The sequence below is a fragment of the Mycobacterium sp. genome (assembly GCF_036488105.1).
Taxonomy (GTDB): Bacteria; Actinomycetota; Actinomycetes; order Mycobacteriales; family Mycobacteriaceae; genus Mycobacterium.
This window is the reverse complement of the sequence record NZ_DASXHW010000030.1, coordinates 1-16,040: the sequence shown is the minus strand read 5'-3', so window position 1 is coordinate 16,040 and position 16,040 is coordinate 1. Positions and strand designations below refer to the sequence as shown.

The window sequence follows — 16,040 nt, the reverse complement described above, 5'->3', positions numbered from 1 at the left end:
CCAGCCCAGCACGTTCTGGGCGTAGGGCATCGAGTTGTTGTAGCGCAGGATCGCCGACAACACCTGCGACTGGTCGCGCAGGTTCAGCCCTCCGCTGCACAGGTATCGAGCCGCGGCCAGGGTGGCGTCGTACAGGTTCTGCGGATCGGCCACGCCGTCGCCGTCGCCGTCGGAGGCATAGCGCGCCCAGGTGCCCGGCAGGAACTGCATTGGTCCCATCGCACGGGCATACCCGACCCGTCCGGCGGCGCTGCTCTGGACGACGATCTCATTGCCGGGCAGCGTCCCGTCCAGGGTCGGTCCGTAGATCGGTCGTATCGCGGTGCCCCGCGCATCGGTGGCGCCGCCGTTGGCGTGCCCGGACTCGATGCGCCCGATCCCGGCCAGCAGGTTCCAGCTGATGCCGCAGCCGGGGTCGCCGATGGCCATCATCCGTTCGGCGTTGCGGTATGCGTTCAGCGCCATCCCCGGAATACCCAGCGCGCCAGGTGTATTCACCACACCTGTCGGCGGAGGAGCCGACGACGTGGCTGCCGCGACGTGGAAACCGATCTTCGGGTGTTCGACGGCGACCACCAGCGGACCGGTCGGGTCGGTGGAGGCGCGCGCGACCGCGGCAACCGGGGTGATGGCAGCATCGCGCAGCGTCGACTTGGTCAAGGGAAACGGCGGTGCGCCGGCGCCGTCGACGCTGGCATAGATCAGGCAGGCGATCATCGCCACACCGAATGCCGGGCTGCGGGCGGTGCTGCTCATGGCGTCCTGGACCGTCGTCGTAACGGTCTGGGCGGTCGACGTGACGGCCGCGGCTGCGGCCGGAAGCCTTATGGCGTCGGCCGCGCGAACCACCAGGTGGCCCACCGACGACGCGGCATTGACAACGGGGCCAGGGATTTTGGGGCCAGAAAATTTGGGGATTGTGGGGACGCGAAGGATCGCCTTTTGCGTCTTTGCAAGGGCGGGCCGTAAGCCCATGCGTCGCCCTACCCGCACTCGACCTGCCTAGTTCTCGAGGTTGTCGGACCCGCGGCACCGCGTGGGCCTCGTGACCTAGGTCACCATACATAACACTGGTGACTCCAGTGACAACAATGGCGGAGTCTCTGCCTGTGAAAACACGACTTATCGCCAGCAGTGTCAATTAGACGACGCGGCGTGTCGATCCACATCGCCGTCGGTGTCTTTTTGAGCTGATTGAACCTCGCCCAGGTGTCGGCCCTCGAGTAGCACGCGCACGTCTTCCAGCTCGCGGCGCAACTGGTCCTGGGTCTTGGCGACGTCGCCGATCGCCAGCCGCAGCGCGGCCAGTTCACGGGCCAGATATTCGGTGTCGGCCTTGGTCTCTGCGGCGCGCGTTCGATCCTGCTCGAGCGTGACGCGGTCGCGGTTCTCCTGGCGGTTCTGGGCCAGCAGGATCAGCGGCGCGGCGTAGGCGGCCTGGGTTGAAAACGCCAGGTTGAGCAGGATGAACGGGTAAGGGTCCCAGCGCAGGCCGACCGCGACGACGTTCAGCACGATCCACACGATCACCACGATGGTCTGAATCAGCAGGTAGCTGCCGGTGCCGAAGAAGCGGGCGATCGACTCGGTGAATTTGCCGAGGGCGTCAGAGTCCAGCCGCGGCGCCGACAGTCGTGAGATCCGCGGGGTGTAGAGCCGCGACCGCGGCGCCGACTTGCTCATCAGCGTCCTCCCGCGGCATCCAGCGCCGGCTCTTCGGTGGTATCGCGCCAGTCGTGCGGCAGCAGATGGTCGAGTACGTCGTCGACTGTGACCGCGCCCAAAAGGTGACGCTGCGCGTCGACCACCGGGCCGCAGACCAGGTTGTAGGCGGCGAAGTAGCGGGTCAACATCCCCAGCGAGGTGTCCGGCTCGAGGCAGGGCAGGTCTGCGTCGACGATCCCGCCGACCGGCATGGACGGTGGTTCGCGCAGTAGCCGCTGTAGCGCCACGCAGCCCAGGTACTGACCGGTCGGGGTGGCCGTCGGCGGACGGACGACCAGCACCAGCGACGACAACGCCGGCGTCAGATCGGGGTCACGGACTCGGGCCAGCGCCTCGGCTACCGACGTGTCCGGGGTCAACACCACCGGTTCGGAGGTCATCAAGCCGCCCGCAGTGTCGGGCGAGTGCTTCAAGAGTCGCCGCACCGGATCGGACTCCTCGGGATCCATCTCACGCAGCAGTCTTTCGGCCAGCGTCGGGTTCATCGTGCCGAGCAGGTCGGCGGCGTCGTCGGGGTCCATCTCCTCGAGCACGTCGGCCGCGCGTGCGTCGCCAAGCTGCATCAGCAACTCGGCCTGCTCGTCCTCCGGCAGTTCCTGCAAGATGTCGGCGAGCCGGTCGTTGTCCAGCGCGCCGGCCACCTCGTAGCGGCGTTTCGTCGGCAACTCACGTATCGCGTCGGCCACCTGGATCGGCCGCAACTCCTCGAACTGATGCAGTAACTGCGCCACAGCCTGTCCCGGCATCGCCAGCGCGGACGGAGTCAGCCCCTGCACGCTGCGCCAGCCCACCACGTGCGTGGTGGTGCGTCGGCCGATGCGACGAGGCACGCGTACCGAGACTCGCGTCACCATCCAATCGCGCGTTCGCGTCTGCTCCAAACCCAAGTCGGTGACGACCACGTCGACGTCGGCCAGCTCGGGTAATTGCGGATCGTTGACCCGGACTTTGGTGTCCACGATCTGACCCAGCACCAGAACCTCGCCCGGCCGTTGCTCGAATCGGCTCATCGAGATGCTGTTGGTGTTGAGGGTCACCGCGTTGGGCTCGATCGACGCGACCCGCAGAATCGGCACGAAAACCCTTCGGCGCGAACTCATTTCGATGACCAGCCCAAGGACTCGAGGTTGCTGGCGGACGATGCTGATGCTGACCACGACGTCGCGCACGCGGCCGAGGGCCTCGCCCATCGGGCCCAGAACTTGCATTCGTGCCAGCCGAGCCGCGTACACCCTGTTGATCGAGGCCATGGTTGAAAGGGTAGGAGTGAAGCGTGAACAACGCGTACCGGCCCCGCCGCACTTGCCTGTCTGTGCCGGGCAGCAGCCAGAAGATGATCGACAAGTCCAAAGGACTTCCGGCCGATGAGGTCTTCCTTGATCTGGAGGACGCCGTCGCACCCGACGCCAAGGCCGACGCCCGCGGCCGGGTAGCCGCCGCACTGGCCGCGCCCGGCTGGGCCGGACAGTTGCGCGGCGTGCGGGTCAACGACTGGACGACGCCGTGGACACACGCCGACATCATCGAAGTGGTGTCCGCTGTCGGGGCCGCGCCGGACGCCAAGCTCGACGTGGTGGTGCTGCCGAAAGTCTCCGACGTCTCCCACGTCCAGGCGCTCGACCTGCTGCTGACCCAGTTGGAGACGGTCCACGGACTTCCGGTGGGCGAGATCGGCATCGACGCGCAGATCGAAGATGCCCGTGGGCTGATGAACATCAACGCGATCGCCGCCGTGCCGCGGGTGCAGGCCCTGGTGCTCGGCCCCGCCGATCTGATGGCGAATCTGAACACCCGCACGCTGGTCGTCGGTGAGCAACCCGAGGGTTATGACGTCGGCGACGCTTACCACCACGTGCTGATGACGATCCTGGTGGCCGCGCGCGCCCACGGCGTCGCCGCCGTCGACGGCCCGTATCTGAAAGTGCGTGACGTGGAGGCGTTCCGGCGGGTGGCGGGCCGATCCGCCGCGCTCGGCTATGACGGCAAGTGGGTGCTACACCCGGACCAGATCGCGGCCGGCAACGAGATCTTCAGCCCGCGCCAAGCCGACTATGACCATGCGGAGCTGATCCTGGAGGCCTACGAGTGGCACACGTCGACGGCCGGTGGTGCCCGCGGAGCGGTGATGCTCGGCGACGAGATGCTCGACGAAGCCAGCCGCAAGATGGCGTTGGTGATCGCGGCGAAAGGACGCGCGGCAGGTATGGAGCGGCAGTCCGACCGGTTCGTTCCGCCGACCTGAGGGATCAACCCCCGATGAACGTGGGGTGATGTGCAGCCAGAACCGCGATCGAGGCCAGCAGCAGCGTCACGATGACCGTGCCGATCGCGATGCCGGCGATGGCGAGCCCGCGGCCCTGCTGAGGGCTCCGATTGACCTGGCTGAGCGAGACGACGCCGAGCACTATGCCGGCGATGGCGAGCGGCAGACCGAGGTAGCAGAGGAAACTCAGCGGAATTCCGGCGATCGAGCAGGTCAGCGATGCCACGGCCAGCCCGTTGGTCTGCTGATGCCTGGCTTGATAGACCTGGTAAGGGTCATACGGAGCGAAATAGGGCGGCGGTCCGCCGTACCCGATCGGCCCGCCGGGCGCCGGTGGCGGGTAGCCGTATCCAGGCCCCGGCGGCGCCTGCGCAGGGTATGGCGGTTGCGGAGGATATGGCGGCGCGAACTCCGGATAGTTCACCGGTGCCTGCGGGTCTACCGGTGGATGTGGGTACTGCTCCCAGGGCCGGGGCGGGTCGGCGCGAGCGCGGTATTCCTCCCCGCGGCCACCGCCGCCCTGAGCTGTCATGGTGACAACCTAGCGCGACGCCCAGTTGGGCCACCGTTTGCGCAGGTGGTGGGCAAGCCGCTGGTTGTTCACCTCGGCGCGGCGATAACAGAGCAGAATGAAATCCATGAGCAGCCCTTTTCAGCCTGGACAGGTTCCCGGTGCCGCACCTGGCGCCCGCGCCGGGAGCCGGCGTGCCCCCGGATTGCCCACACCGCCGAAAGGTTGGCCGGTCGGCTCGTACCCCACGTATGCCGAAGCGCAGCGTGCGGTGGACTACCTGTCGGATCAACAGTTCCCGGTGCAGCAGGTGACGATCGTCGGGGTGGACCTGATGCAGGTCGAGCGGGTCACCGGGAGGCTGACCTGGCCGAAAGTGTTGGGCGGCGGCGTGATCAGCGGCGCCTGGCTGGGTCTGTTCATCGGCTTGGTGCTGACCCTTTTGTTCTCCAGCCCCCACCCGCTGGAGGCGTTGACCACCGGTCTGGTCGCGGGAGTGTTCTTCGGCCTGATCACCTCGGCGATTCCATACTCGATGGCGCGCGGTACCCGCGACTTCAGTTCCACGCTGCAATTGGTGGCCGGCCGATACGACGTTCTCTGCGACCCGCAGAACGCTGAGCACGCTCGGGATCTGCTTGCGCGCCTGGCCATCTGATTCGTGGCGACTCGTCGCGGACGCGCGCGCCGGATCGGCGCGATCGCGCTGGCGTTGCTGACGGCAGGATCGGCGATATCTTCCTGCGGAGCCCGCGACGGCGGGCGGGTGATCAGCTTTTTCACCCCGGCCGGCGACGCCGCGGCGTTCATTGCGGTGGCCCAGCGCTGCACCGACCGGTTCGGCGGGCGCTTCACCGTGCGGCATGTCACCCTGCCGCGGGCCACCGATGACCAGCGAGTGCAGTTGGCCCGCCGGCTGAGCGCCAACGACCACACCGTCGACGTGATCGCGATGGACGTGATCTGGACGGCCGAGTTCGCCGAAGCGGGCTGGGTGCTGCCGCTGTCGGACGACCCGGCCGGTCGGGCGGAGGCCGACGCCACCACCGACACCCTGCCCGGGCCGTTGAGCACCGCGACCTGGCGGCACCGGTTGTACGCCGCACCCGTCAGCACCAACACCCAATTGCTCTGGTACCGACCGGATTTGATGAACAAGCCGCCGGAAACGTGGAGCGCGGTGCTCGACGAGGCTGCCCGGTTGCACGCCGCGGGCGGACCCAGCTGGATCGGGGTGCAGGCCAACCAGAACGAGGGTGTGGTGGTCTGGTTCAACACGCTGCTGGAAAGTGCCGGCGGCCAAGTGCTTTCCGACGACGGCAGCACGGTCACCCTCACCGACACGCCCGCGCACCGGACCGCCACCGTCAGCGCGTTGCAGATCATGAAGTCGGTGGCCACCGCGCCCGGCGCCGACCCTTCGGTGACCCGCTCCGACGCGGGCACCGCGCGGCTGGCGTTTGAGCAGGGAAAGGCTGCGCTGGAAGTCAATTGGCCATACGCGTTGCCGTCGATGCTGGAAAACGCCGTGAAGGGCGGTGTGCCGTTCTTGCCGCTCAACCGCAGTCCGAACTTGGCGGGCAGCATCAACGGCGTAGGGTCGTTCGCGCCGACCGAACAGCAATTCCGCGAAGCCTACGACGCCAGCAGAAGGGTTTTCGGCTTCGCGCCCTACCCGGCGGTGCGACCGGGTGAGCCGGCCAAGGTGACGATCGGCGGGTTGAACCTGGCGGTGTCCAAGACCAGTCGGCACAAAGCCGAGGCTTACGAAGCGATCCGGTGCCTGCGTGACCCGAACAACGAGAAGTACATCTCGCTGGAAGGCGGCTTGCCGGCGGTGCGGACCTCGCTGTACGCCGACCCGCAATACCAGGCGAGGTATCCGATGTACGAGATCATTCGCCGGCAGCTCACCAACGCCGCGGTGCGGCTCGCGACGCCGGCCTACCAGGCGGTGTCCACCCGAATCGCCGCCACGCTCGCCCCGATCAGCCGGATCGACCCGGAGACGACGGCCGACGGGCTCGCCGTGCAGGTGCGCAAAGCGATCGACGGCAAGGGTCTGCTGCCGTGAACTCTGCCACCGCGAACCGGAAGTCGGATGCCCGACTGGCGTTTATCCTTGTCGCGCCCGCCGCATTGCTGATGCTGGCCGTCACGGCTTATCCGATCGGCTACGCGATATGGCTGAGCCTGCAACGCAATAACCTGACCACCCCGAACGACACCCGGTTCATCGGCTTCGGCAATTACCAGACCATCCTCACCGATCGGTATTGGTGGACGGCCCTGGCGGTGACGCTGGCGATCACGGTCGCTTCGGTGTCCATCGAATTCGTGCTCGGCCTGGCGCTGGCCCTGGCGATGCACCGGACCCTGATCGGCAAGGGCCTGGTGCGCACCGCGGTGCTCATTCCGTACGGCATCGTCACGGTCGCCGCCTCCTACAGTTGGTATTACGCCTGGACGCCCGGCACCGGCTATCTGGCCAACCTGCTGCCACACGGCAGCGCGCCTCTGACTCACCAGCTTTCGTCGCTGGGCGTCGTGGTGATCGCCGAGGTGTGGAAGACGACGCCGTTCATGTCGCTGTTGCTGCTGGCCGGCCTGGCTCTGGTGCCGGCCGACCTGCTCAAGGCCGCGGAGGTCGATGGCGCCGGCGCATGGCGTCGGCTGTGGAAGATCACGCTGCCACTGATCAAACCGGCGATCCTGGTGGCGCTGCTGTTCCGCACGCTGGATGCGTTCCGGATCTTCGACAACATCTACGTGCTCACCGGCGGCACCGGCAACACCGGCTCGGTGTCGGTGCTTGGCTACGACAACTTGTTCAAAGGATTCAATGTTGGTTTGGGATCAGCGATTTCGGTGCTGATCTTCGGTTGCGTCGTGGTGATCGCCTTCATCTTCATCAAGGTCTTCGGCGCGTCGGCACCGGGCGGCGGCGATGGGCGCTGAGCGAATGGGTGCCCGGCGTGCCGCGGCATGGGTGACCGTCGACGCCATGGTGCTGGTTTACGCGCTAGTGCCGGTGCTGTGGATTCTCAGCCTTTCGCTCAAGCCGACGTCAACGGTCAAGGACGGCAAGCTGATTCCCTCGTCGCTGACATTAGACAACTACCGCGGAATCTTCCGCGGCAGTTTCTTCAGCTCGGCGCTGATCAACTCCGTGGGCATCGGTGTGATCACTACCGTGATCGCGGTGGTGATCGGCGCGATGGCCGCGTATGCGGTTGCGCGGCTGGAATTTCCCGGCAAGCGGTTGTTGATTGGTGTGGTGCTGCTGATTTCGATGTTCCCGGCGATCTCGTTGGTCACACCGCTGTTCAACATCGAACGCAGGGTCGGGCTCTTCGATACCTGGCCCGGGCTGATCATTCCGTACATCACCTTCGCGTTGCCGCTGGCGATTTACACGCTCTCGGCCTTCTTCCGGGAGATCCCATGGGACTTGGAGAAGGCCGCGAAAATTGACGGCGCCACACCGGCACAGGCATTCCGGAAGGTGATCGCCCCACTGGCCGCTCCGGGCATCGTGACCACGGCCATCCTGGTCTTCATCTTCGCCTGGAACGATCTGCTGCTTGCCCTGTCGCTGACCGCCACCGACGCGGCGATCACCGCGCCGGTGGCGATCGCGAACTTCACCGGCAGTTCGCAATTCGAGGAGCCGACCGGATCGATCGCGGCGGGCGCCATGGTGATCACGGTGCCGATTATCGTTTTTGTTCTAGTCTTCCAACGACGGATTGTCGCCGGATTGACGTCGGGTGCGGTGAAGGGATAGCGATGGCCGAGATTGTGTTGGACCGGGTGACCAAGAGTTACCCCGACGGCGCGACGGCGGTGCAGGAACTCAGTCTCACCATCGCCGAAGGCGAGTTCATCATCCTGGTCGGGCCTTCCGGCTGCGGAAAGTCGACCACACTGAATATGATTGCCGGACTGGAAGATATCTCCTCCGGAGAGCTACGCATCGGCGGCGAGCGGGTCAACGAGAAGGCGCCCAAAGACCGCGACATCGCGATGGTCTTTCAGTCCTATGCGCTCTACCCCCACATGACGGTGCGGCAGAACATCGCATTCCCGCTGACTCTGGCGAAGATGAAGAAGGCGGAGATCACCCAGAAGGTCGAGGACACCGCGAGAATTCTCGACCTCACCGACCTCCTCGACCGCAAGCCCGCGCAGCTGTCCGGCGGCCAGCGTCAGCGGGTCGCGATGGGGCGGGCGATCGTGCGCCACCCCAAGGCATTTCTGATGGACGAGCCGCTGTCCAACCTCGACGCCAAGCTACGGGTGCAGATGCGGGGTGAGATCGCCCGGCTGCAACGGCGGCTGGGTACCACCACCGTCTACGTGACCCACGATCAAACCGAGGCCATGACGCTGGGCGACCGCGTGGTGGTGATGCGCGGCGGCGTCGTGCAGCAGATCGGAACGCCCGACGAGCTTTACGAGCGGCCGGCGAATTTGTTCGTCGCGGGCTTCATCGGGTCACCGGCGATGAACTTCTTCCCCGCCGGCCTGACCGAGACCGGACTGAGCCTGGCGTTCGGCGAGATCACGTTGACCCAGCCCGTCCTCGATCTGCTTGCCGCGAACTCGGCGCCGAAGGACGTGATCGTCGGCGTCCGCCCGGAACACCTGCAGGACGCGGCGCTGATCGACGCCTACCAGCGGATCGGAGCGCTGAACTTCGAGGTGAACGTCGACCTGGTCGAGTCGCTGGGCGCCGACAAGTACGTCTACTTCACCGTCGAGGGTCCGGTCGTGCACTCCGATCAGCTATCCGAACTCGACGATGAAACCGGGGGAGCCGAACACGAGTTCGTTGCCCGGGTGCCGGCCGCCTCCAAGGCTGCCAAAGGTGAGAAGTTCGAATTAGCCTTCGAAACCTTGCAACTCGCGGTGTTCGATCCCGCCAGCGGTGCGAATCTGACGGTCGCCCCGCCGCCGGCGACGCAGTGACCCAGCCACTGGTCCAGGTGCGGGCGCACCTGGACGCCCACTTCGGCCGCGGCGATCCAGACGTCGCCAGCGTGACGTTTCTGGGCACTGAGTCTCTTGATGTGCTGCGCTATCACCCGCACGCAGACGGCGTGGTGCATTACGTGTCGCTGGGCTGTTCGCGGCATCCGATGGTCGACCCGACCGCGGTGTTCGCCGACCCTGAACACGGCCCGCGAGCCGAAGTCGTTCTGCGGCTGCGTGATCCGGGAGCCATCACCGGCCTGGCCCGCAGCCTGGCGATCGTGGCGGCGTCTCCGGCGGTCGAGGGCGTGGTGTTGACGACGGATGCGCTGGTCGACCTCGGCACGCCGCTGTGGGCGCGGCCGTCGGGGCGCGCACCGTTCACCGCGGTGCTGTTGGGCGACAGCGACATCGCCGACCTGCCACTGGAGCCGCCGCGCGACCCGGTGTGCTTTCTGTCGGCGACGCCGATCACCGCGACCGAGGCCGCCTGGGTCCGGCTGAAAGGTGCCGACGCGATGCGCGCGGCGTGGCAAAGCGACGGGGTCGACGTGCTGGACCCCAGTCGCCCTGCCGCGCAGCCACACTGACCTGTCACGTCACAAGCTTCGCTTCAGCACCTGCGCCAAAGGACGCGCGATGTGCCCACCTCTGAGCGAAAGCGGGCCAAAATCGCTGCGAGGTGGGCACATCGACGGCCTGGATCGCCAGATACGCGACGGGCGTATGTGACTGGACCAGCAGTTACAACCAGCCGTTCCGCCGGAAATTGCGATACAGCATCAGGCAGATCGCCGCCGTAGCGAAGATGGTCGTCGGGTAGCCCCAATGCCATTTCAGGCCCGGCATGTACTCGAAGTTCATCCCGTAAATGCCGGCGACCATCGTGGGTATCGCCAGCAGGGCCGCCCAAGCAGACATTTTGCGCATGTCGGTGTTCTGCTGCATCTCGACCCGGGCCAGCGCGGCCTGCACCAGGGAGCTGAGATTCTCGTCGTAGCTGGCGATCGCGTCGGCCGCGTGGGTGTGGTGGTCGCCCACGTCGCGCAGATAGCGCCGGACTTCCTTGGAGATCAGGTCCTTGTGTTCGGTCTGCAACCGGGCGAACGGCATCGACAGCGGGTTGACCGACCTGCGCAGCTCGACCACCTCGCGCTTCATTTGGTAGATCGGCTCGATCCGGGTGCGATGGTCCCGTGCGAAGGCCTCTTCCTCGATGGCATCGATGTCGCCCTCCATCAACTGGGTGACCTCGAGATAGTGGTCGACCACCGCGTCCGCGATGGCATGCATCACCGCGAACGGGCCCAGCCGCATGTGCTCGGGATTGGAATCCATTCGCTTGCGGACGTCCGAGAGCCGACCGTGGTCGCCATGCCGGACCGTCACCACGAAATCGGCGTTGACGAACACCATGATCTCGCCCGTCTCGACGATCTCGCGAGCCAGCAGGGTGGACTCGTGCGGCACATAGTTGAGGGTCTTGAGCACCAGGAACAACGCCTCGTCGTAACGCTCCAGCTTGGGCCGCTGGTGAGCGCATACCGCGTCCTCGATGGCCAGCGGGTGCATGCTGAACGCTTCGCCGACCTCCTGCATCTGATGCTCGGTGGGAGCGTGCAGGCCGATCCAGGCGAAGGCTTCCTGGCCGGCCAGCTGCAGCTCCCTCACTCTGGCCTGTGCCTCGGCGTAACTGAACGTCCCGGGCAGTCTCTCGCCGTCCACGTAGATACCGCAGTCGACTACCGCCTGTTCGGCGGGCGGCTCCTGCGGCGGCGGACTGGGAGGCTCGTCCCGCTCAGGCCGTGCCAGAGGACGCAGTGTTTCCGGTATATCGCGAAACGAAGGCATCCTTCACCTCCCGTCGCAGCTCGGATCGGATAAAGCCTCGGTCATGCTACGCGCCCAATATGGCAATCAGCCATGCGTGGATGACGCTGGGGTGACCTACCTGACACCGAGGTGGGGTAGGGATTTCGCTCGCGCGCGGGTGCGCTAGTTTCGACGCGACGCGATTGGGCATCAGGCCGATATCGCGGATGCCGATCTCCACCCAAGGAGCGAATTGACGTGAGCACAACACCCCTGAAGGTTGCCGTCACCGGTGCCGCCGGCCAGATCGGCTACAGCCTGCTGTTTCGCCTGGCCAGCGGCTCGCTGCTGGGCCCCGACCGCCCGATCGAGCTGCGGCTGCTCGAGATCGAGCCCGCCCTCAAGGCGCTCGAGGGCGTGGTGATGGAGCTTGACGACTGCGCGTTCCCGCTGCTGTCCGGCGTGCAGATCGGCGCCGACCCGAACAAGATCTTCGACGGCGTCAACCTGGCGCTGCTGGTCGGTGCTCGTCCGCGTGGGCCGGGTATGGAGCGCGGCGACCTGCTGGAGGCCAACGGCGCGATCTTCACCGCGCAGGGCAAGGCGCTGAACTCCGTCGCCGCCGACGACGTCCGCATCGGGGTGACCGGTAACCCGGCCAACACCAACGCGCTGATCGCGCTGAACAACGCGCCCGACATCCCCAAGGAGCGGTTCTCGGCGCTGACCCGGCTGGACCACAACCGGGCCATCTCGCAGCTGGCCAAGAAGACCGGCGCCAAGGTCACCGACATCAAGAAGGTCACCATCTGGGGTAACCACTCGGCTACCCAGTACCCGGATATCTTCCACGCCGAGATCAACGGCAAGAATGCCGCCGAAGTCGTCAATGACGAGAAGTGGATCGCCGACGACTTCATCCCGACCGTCGCCAAGCGCGGCGCGGCGATCATCGATGCCCGCGGCAGCTCCTCAGCCGCTTCGGCAGCGTCGGCCACCGTCGACGCGGCCCGGGACTGGCTGCTGGGCAGCCCTAAGGACGACTGGGTGTCGATGGCTGTCATCTCCGACGGCTCCTACGGGGTGCCCGAGGGTCTGATCTCGTCGTTTCCGGTGACCACCAATGGTGGCGACTGGAGCATCGTGCGGGGCCTGGAGATCAACGACTTCTCCCGCAGCCGGATCGACAAGTCGACCGCCGAGCTCGCCGACGAGCGCAGCGCGGTCACCGACCTGGGCCTGATCTGAGGCACAGCGAGACCTGGTCGATTAGGGCTACTAATGAGTAGTCAGTACGCTGGGCGACGTGTCTGAATTGGTTGAATCGATACAGACCCACAATGACGAGGGCGCCATCACCGACGCGGAGATCTTCGATGCGCATTCGGGGGGCAAGCTTTCGATCGGCTTGACGGCCGCGCTGGACACCCAGCGCTCGCTGTCGATCGCCTACACCCCGGGTGTGGCACAGGTCAGCCGCGCGATCGCCGGCGACCACACCTTGGCGGCCCGCTACACGTGGTCGGGCCGGCTGGTTGCCGTGGTCAGTGACGGCAGCGCGGTTCTCGGTTTGGGTGACATCGGGCCGGCGGCGTCGCTGCCGGTGATGGAGGGCAAGTGCGGGTTGTTCAAAGAGTTCGCCGGCCTGGATGCCATCCCGATCGTGCTGGACACCAAGGACCCCGACGAGATCGTCGAGACGCTGGTGCGGCTGCGCCCGACATTCGGTGCGGTGAACCTCGAGGACATCTCGGCGCCGCGCTGCTTCGAGATCGAACGCCGCGTCGTCGAGGCGCTGGACTGCCCGGTGATGCACGACGACCAGCACGGCACCGCGATCGTCGTGCTGGCCGCGCTGATGGGTGCCGCAACCGTGCTCAACCGGGACATGACCGCACTGCGAGTCGTGGTCTCCGGTGCTGGCGCAGCGGGTGTCGCATGCGCCAATCTGCTTCAGGCCAAGGGGATTTCGGACATCACCGTGCTCGACTCGCAGGGCATTCTGCATCGCGACCGTGCTGACATGAACGGGGTCAAAGCCGAACTCGCCGCCCGCACCAACCCGTACGACCGCACCGGCGGCATGGTCGAAGCGCTCGAAGGTGCTGATGTCTTCCTCGGGGTCTCCGGCGGCGTGGTTCCCGAGGAGCTGATCGCCACCATGGCGCCGAGGAGCATCGTGTTCGCGTTGTCGAATCCCGACCCGGAGGTGCACCCGGACGCCGCGGCCAAGCATGCTTCGATCGTCGCCACCGGGCGCAGCGATTTCCCGAACCAGATCAACAACGTGCTGGCCTTCCCCGGAGTTTTCCGCGGAGCGCTGGATGCCGGTGCCCGCAGGATCACCGCAGAGATGAAAATGGCTGCGGCCGAAGCGATTTTCTCCATTGCCGTCGATGACTTGGCGCAGGACCGGATCGTTCCGAGTCCGCTGGACCCGCGGGTTGCACTGAGGGTCGCCGCCGCGGTGGCCGCCGCCGCAGATACCGCGGAGTGACTGCGAGCCGATTCATCGCGCTGGCGCTGACCGCTGCGCTGGCGACGGCGGGTTGCGGCCACACCGGGCACCACGCGTCCGAGCTGGTCGTCGGATCCCGTGCGGGTATCGAATCGACGCTGTTAGCTGACGTCTACACCGGTGCGCTGCGGTCCTACGGCTTCCCGGCGCGAACCGAGCAGGCGCCGAACCCGTTGGACAAGTTGGACTCTGGCACGTTCGTCGTTGTCCCCAGCCTTACCGGCCGGGTACTGCAGGCATTCCAGCCGGGGGCCAGCGTGCGTTCCGATGCGCAGGTCTACAAGGCGATGATCGGCGCGCTGCCGGAGGGTATCGCCGCCGGCGACTACACCACCGCGGCCGAGGACAAACCCGCGCTGGCGGTTGCCGAGCCGACGTCGAAGAGTTGGGGCGGCCGCGATCTCAGTGCGCTGCCGCGGCATTGCGACGGGCTGGTCGTCGGATCGCTCGCCGGTGCGCCGACGCCTTCGGCGGTGGGTAGCTGCCGGTTACCTGCGGCTCGCGAATTCTCGGACGATGCAAAGCTTTTCGCTGCGGTGAAGGCCGGTGAGGTGACGGCGGCGTGGACCACCACCGCCGATCCGAATGTCCCGGCTGACCTGATGGTGCTCACCGACGGCAAGCCGGCGCTGGTGCAGGCCGAGAACGTGGTGCCGCTGTACCGCCGCAACGAGCTGACCGACCGGCAGCTGCTGGCGGTCAACGAGGTGGCCGGCGTGCTGGACACCGCCGCGCTGGTCGAGATGCGCCGGCAGGTGACTGCCGGGGCCGACCCGCAGGCGGTGGCCGACGCCTGGCTGAACGAACACCCGCTCGGGCGTTAGCGCGACGGCGGCTTCATCCGTCCTACGACGGGGGCGAACAGCCGCTGGTAATGCGAACCGGTAACCCGCACAATCAAATCCAGCACCACGGCGTCCTGGCCGACCAGCACCCGGGCCTTGTTCTTGCGAACCCCGTCCAGGATGATCTCGGCGGCCCGCCGCGGGGTGGTGCTGGCCAACCGCTTGTCGAAGAACGTGGACTGCGCCTGCGGGCTGACTCCTTCGGCGGTCAGCCCGTTGCGGGCGATCGCGGTCTTGATGCCACCGGGGTGCACCGACGTCACCTTCACCGGTTCGCGGTTGAGCACCATTTCTTGCCGCAGCGCTTCGGTGAAGCCCCGCACGGCGAACTTGGCCGAGTTGTACGCGGCCTGCCCGGGCATCGACATCAGCCCGAAGAGGCTGGAGATGTTGACGACGTGGCCGTCGCCGGATGCGCTCAGGTGTGGCAGAAATACCTTGGTGCCGTTGACGACTCCCCAGAAGTCGACGTCCATCACCCGCTCGATGTCTTTGAAGTGGCTGATGTCCACGTCGCCGGTGTAGGCGATACCGGCATTGTTGTAGATCTGGTTCACCTTGCCGTAGTGCTCGTTGATGTGGTCGGCGTAGACCTGGAAGGCCTCACGCTCGGTGACGTCGAGACGGTCGGCGCGCACCGGCGCGCCGATGGCCTTGAGCTGTTCCTCGGTGTGCGCGAGCCCTTCGGCGTCGACGTCGCTGATCGCCAATGAGGCGCCCGAGCGGCCCAGCTCCAGCGCCAGCGCCTGGCCGATGCCCGAACCGGCGCCGGTCACCGCGGCTACCTTTCCGGCAAACCCTTCCATGGAAGCTCCTCGCTACTCGGATTGCGGTCCAGGTTAGCCGGTACCGCTGGTATCGCGCGAAGTGGTATCGAAATGGACCGGTGCCGACCTGGCGAGACTCACCCACCATGGTTTCAGCGTCGGGGTCGCGACCATCCAAAGCTTCTCCGACGCACTGCGATGGGAGATTGGGCACGGTCGGGTGACTCGCCATGCACGGGGCCGGTACGGACCCGGGTACATCCCTCGCTCGACCGATTACCGTATCCAGCAGCGGGTGCTGACCCTGCGCGTGGCGGCTGTGACTAAGCAGTGAATCCCGCAAGCCAAGGCCGAAAAACGCCGACAGGCCCGCTGGTTGCGGGCGCTGCCGGCGCCACGAATATTGATGAACGGCAACGTCGTTGACGTCACCGACGGTAAAGCGTCAGGCCCAGCTGCCGCCGACGGCGGAGTCGGTGCTGCTCATGTTGTTGCCGGCGGTCTGGACTTTTTGGCCGTGGCTGTTGGCTTGTTCGTAGATGACCTGGAAGTTGCGGCCCAACTGGGTGATGAACTCCTGGCAGGCCACCGAACCCGAGCCGCCCCAGAAGTCACCGGCGGCCAG

17 protein-coding genes are annotated in these 16,040 nt (G+C 66.3%); 10 read left to right on the top strand and 7 right to left on the bottom strand.

Annotated features, from left to right (window positions below; translation table 11 throughout):
- The 3 genes from VGH54_RS01765 to VGH54_RS01755 form a co-directional block, all read right to left on the bottom strand.
- The coding region (locus tag VGH54_RS01765; protein WP_331510215.1) for a lytic transglycosylase domain-containing protein at positions 1-756 on the bottom strand (756 nt) is incomplete at its 3' end.
- A 381-nt stretch (positions 757-1,137) separates the two neighbouring features.
- Positions 1,138-1,683: a DUF1003 domain-containing protein gene (locus tag VGH54_RS01760; protein WP_331510213.1), complete on the bottom strand. Its 546-nt coding sequence runs from the start codon at positions 1,681-1,683 to the stop codon at positions 1,138-1,140.
- Positions 1,683-2,975, bottom strand: a complete 1,293-nt coding sequence (locus VGH54_RS01755; protein WP_331510212.1) for a magnesium transporter MgtE N-terminal domain-containing protein — start codon at positions 2,973-2,975, stop codon at positions 1,683-1,685. The genes VGH54_RS01760 and VGH54_RS01755 overlap by 1 nt, the downstream gene beginning before the upstream one ends.
- A 23-nt stretch (positions 2,976-2,998) precedes the next feature.
- Between VGH54_RS01755 and VGH54_RS01750 the strand changes: the two genes are divergently transcribed.
- Positions 2,999-3,967 (top strand): CoA ester lyase, encoded by a 969-nt coding sequence (locus tag VGH54_RS01750; protein ID WP_331510211.1) that lies wholly within the window; start codon positions 2,999-3,001, stop codon positions 3,965-3,967.
- 4 nt (positions 3,968-3,971) lie between these two features.
- Here VGH54_RS01750 and VGH54_RS01745 read toward each other — a convergent pair whose 3' ends face one another.
- Positions 3,972-4,520: a DUF4190 domain-containing protein gene (locus VGH54_RS01745; protein WP_331510210.1), complete on the bottom strand. Its 549-nt coding sequence runs from the start codon at positions 4,518-4,520 to the stop codon at positions 3,972-3,974.
- A gap of 106 nt (positions 4,521-4,626) precedes the next feature.
- On the opposite strand from VGH54_RS01745, the gene VGH54_RS01740 reads away from it, so the two are divergent.
- The 6 genes from VGH54_RS01740 to VGH54_RS01715 are packed head-to-tail and all read left to right on the top strand — an operon-like array spanning position 4,627 to position 10,063.
- Positions 4,627-5,157, top strand: coding sequence for a general stress protein (locus VGH54_RS01740; protein WP_331510209.1), 531 nt, complete (start codon positions 4,627-4,629; stop codon positions 5,155-5,157).
- 3 nt (positions 5,158-5,160) lie between these two features.
- Complete coding sequence (locus VGH54_RS01735; RefSeq protein ID WP_331510208.1) at positions 5,161-6,573, top strand: extracellular solute-binding protein; 1,413 nt, start codon at positions 5,161-5,163, stop codon at positions 6,571-6,573.
- Positions 6,570-7,457, top strand: coding sequence for a sugar ABC transporter permease (locus VGH54_RS01730; protein WP_331510207.1), 888 nt, complete (start codon positions 6,570-6,572; stop codon positions 7,455-7,457). Before VGH54_RS01735 ends, VGH54_RS01730 begins: the two co-directional genes overlap by 4 nt.
- Positions 7,458-7,461: 4 nt before the next feature.
- Positions 7,462-8,286, top strand: a complete 825-nt coding sequence (locus VGH54_RS01725) for a carbohydrate ABC transporter permease (protein WP_331510214.1) — start codon at positions 7,462-7,464, stop codon at positions 8,284-8,286.
- A 2-nt stretch (positions 8,287-8,288) separates the two neighbouring features.
- Positions 8,289-9,470, top strand: coding sequence for a sn-glycerol-3-phosphate ABC transporter ATP-binding protein UgpC (locus VGH54_RS01720; RefSeq protein ID WP_331510206.1), 1,182 nt, complete (start codon positions 8,289-8,291; stop codon positions 9,468-9,470).
- Entirely contained in the window at positions 9,467-10,063 is a 597-nt protein-coding gene (locus VGH54_RS01715; RefSeq protein WP_331510205.1) for a suppressor of fused domain protein, read from the top strand. The genes VGH54_RS01720 and VGH54_RS01715 overlap by 4 nt, the downstream gene beginning before the upstream one ends.
- A gap of 154 nt (positions 10,064-10,217) precedes the next feature.
- Here the strand turns inward: VGH54_RS01715 and corA are convergent, their stop codons facing one another.
- Entirely contained in the window at positions 10,218-11,324 is a 1,107-nt protein-coding gene (gene corA / locus VGH54_RS01710) for a magnesium/cobalt transporter CorA (protein WP_331510204.1), read from the bottom strand.
- Between the two features lie 219 nt (positions 11,325-11,543).
- Between corA and VGH54_RS01705 the strand changes: the two genes are divergently transcribed.
- The 3 genes from VGH54_RS01705 to VGH54_RS01695 are packed head-to-tail and all read left to right on the top strand — an operon-like array spanning position 11,544 to position 14,627.
- A complete protein-coding gene (locus tag VGH54_RS01705; RefSeq protein WP_331510203.1) occupies positions 11,544-12,533 on the top strand; it encodes a malate dehydrogenase in 990 nt (329 codons plus the stop codon).
- A gap of 58 nt (positions 12,534-12,591) precedes the next feature.
- Positions 12,592-13,782, top strand: a complete 1,191-nt coding sequence (locus tag VGH54_RS01700; RefSeq protein WP_331510202.1) for an NAD(P)-dependent malic enzyme — start codon at positions 12,592-12,594, stop codon at positions 13,780-13,782.
- Positions 13,779-14,627 carry a glycine betaine ABC transporter substrate-binding protein gene (locus VGH54_RS01695; RefSeq protein ID WP_331510201.1) on the top strand — a complete coding sequence of 283 codons (849 nt, stop codon included), beginning with the start codon at positions 13,779-13,781 and terminating at the stop codon, positions 14,625-14,627. Before VGH54_RS01700 ends, VGH54_RS01695 begins: the two co-directional genes overlap by 4 nt.
- Here the strand turns inward: VGH54_RS01695 and VGH54_RS01690 are convergent.
- Both VGH54_RS01690 and VGH54_RS01685 read right to left on the bottom strand, forming a co-directional pair.
- Positions 14,624-15,454 (bottom strand): SDR family oxidoreductase, encoded by an 831-nt coding sequence (locus VGH54_RS01690; RefSeq protein ID WP_331510200.1) that lies wholly within the window; start codon positions 15,452-15,454, stop codon positions 14,624-14,626. The two genes, VGH54_RS01695 and VGH54_RS01690, sit on opposite strands and share 4 nt — an antisense overlap.
- 406 nt (positions 15,455-15,860) lie before the next feature.
- Positions 15,861-16,040: WXG100 family type VII secretion target (locus tag VGH54_RS01685; RefSeq protein WP_331510199.1), on the bottom strand; the 180-nt coding region annotated here is incomplete at its 5' end.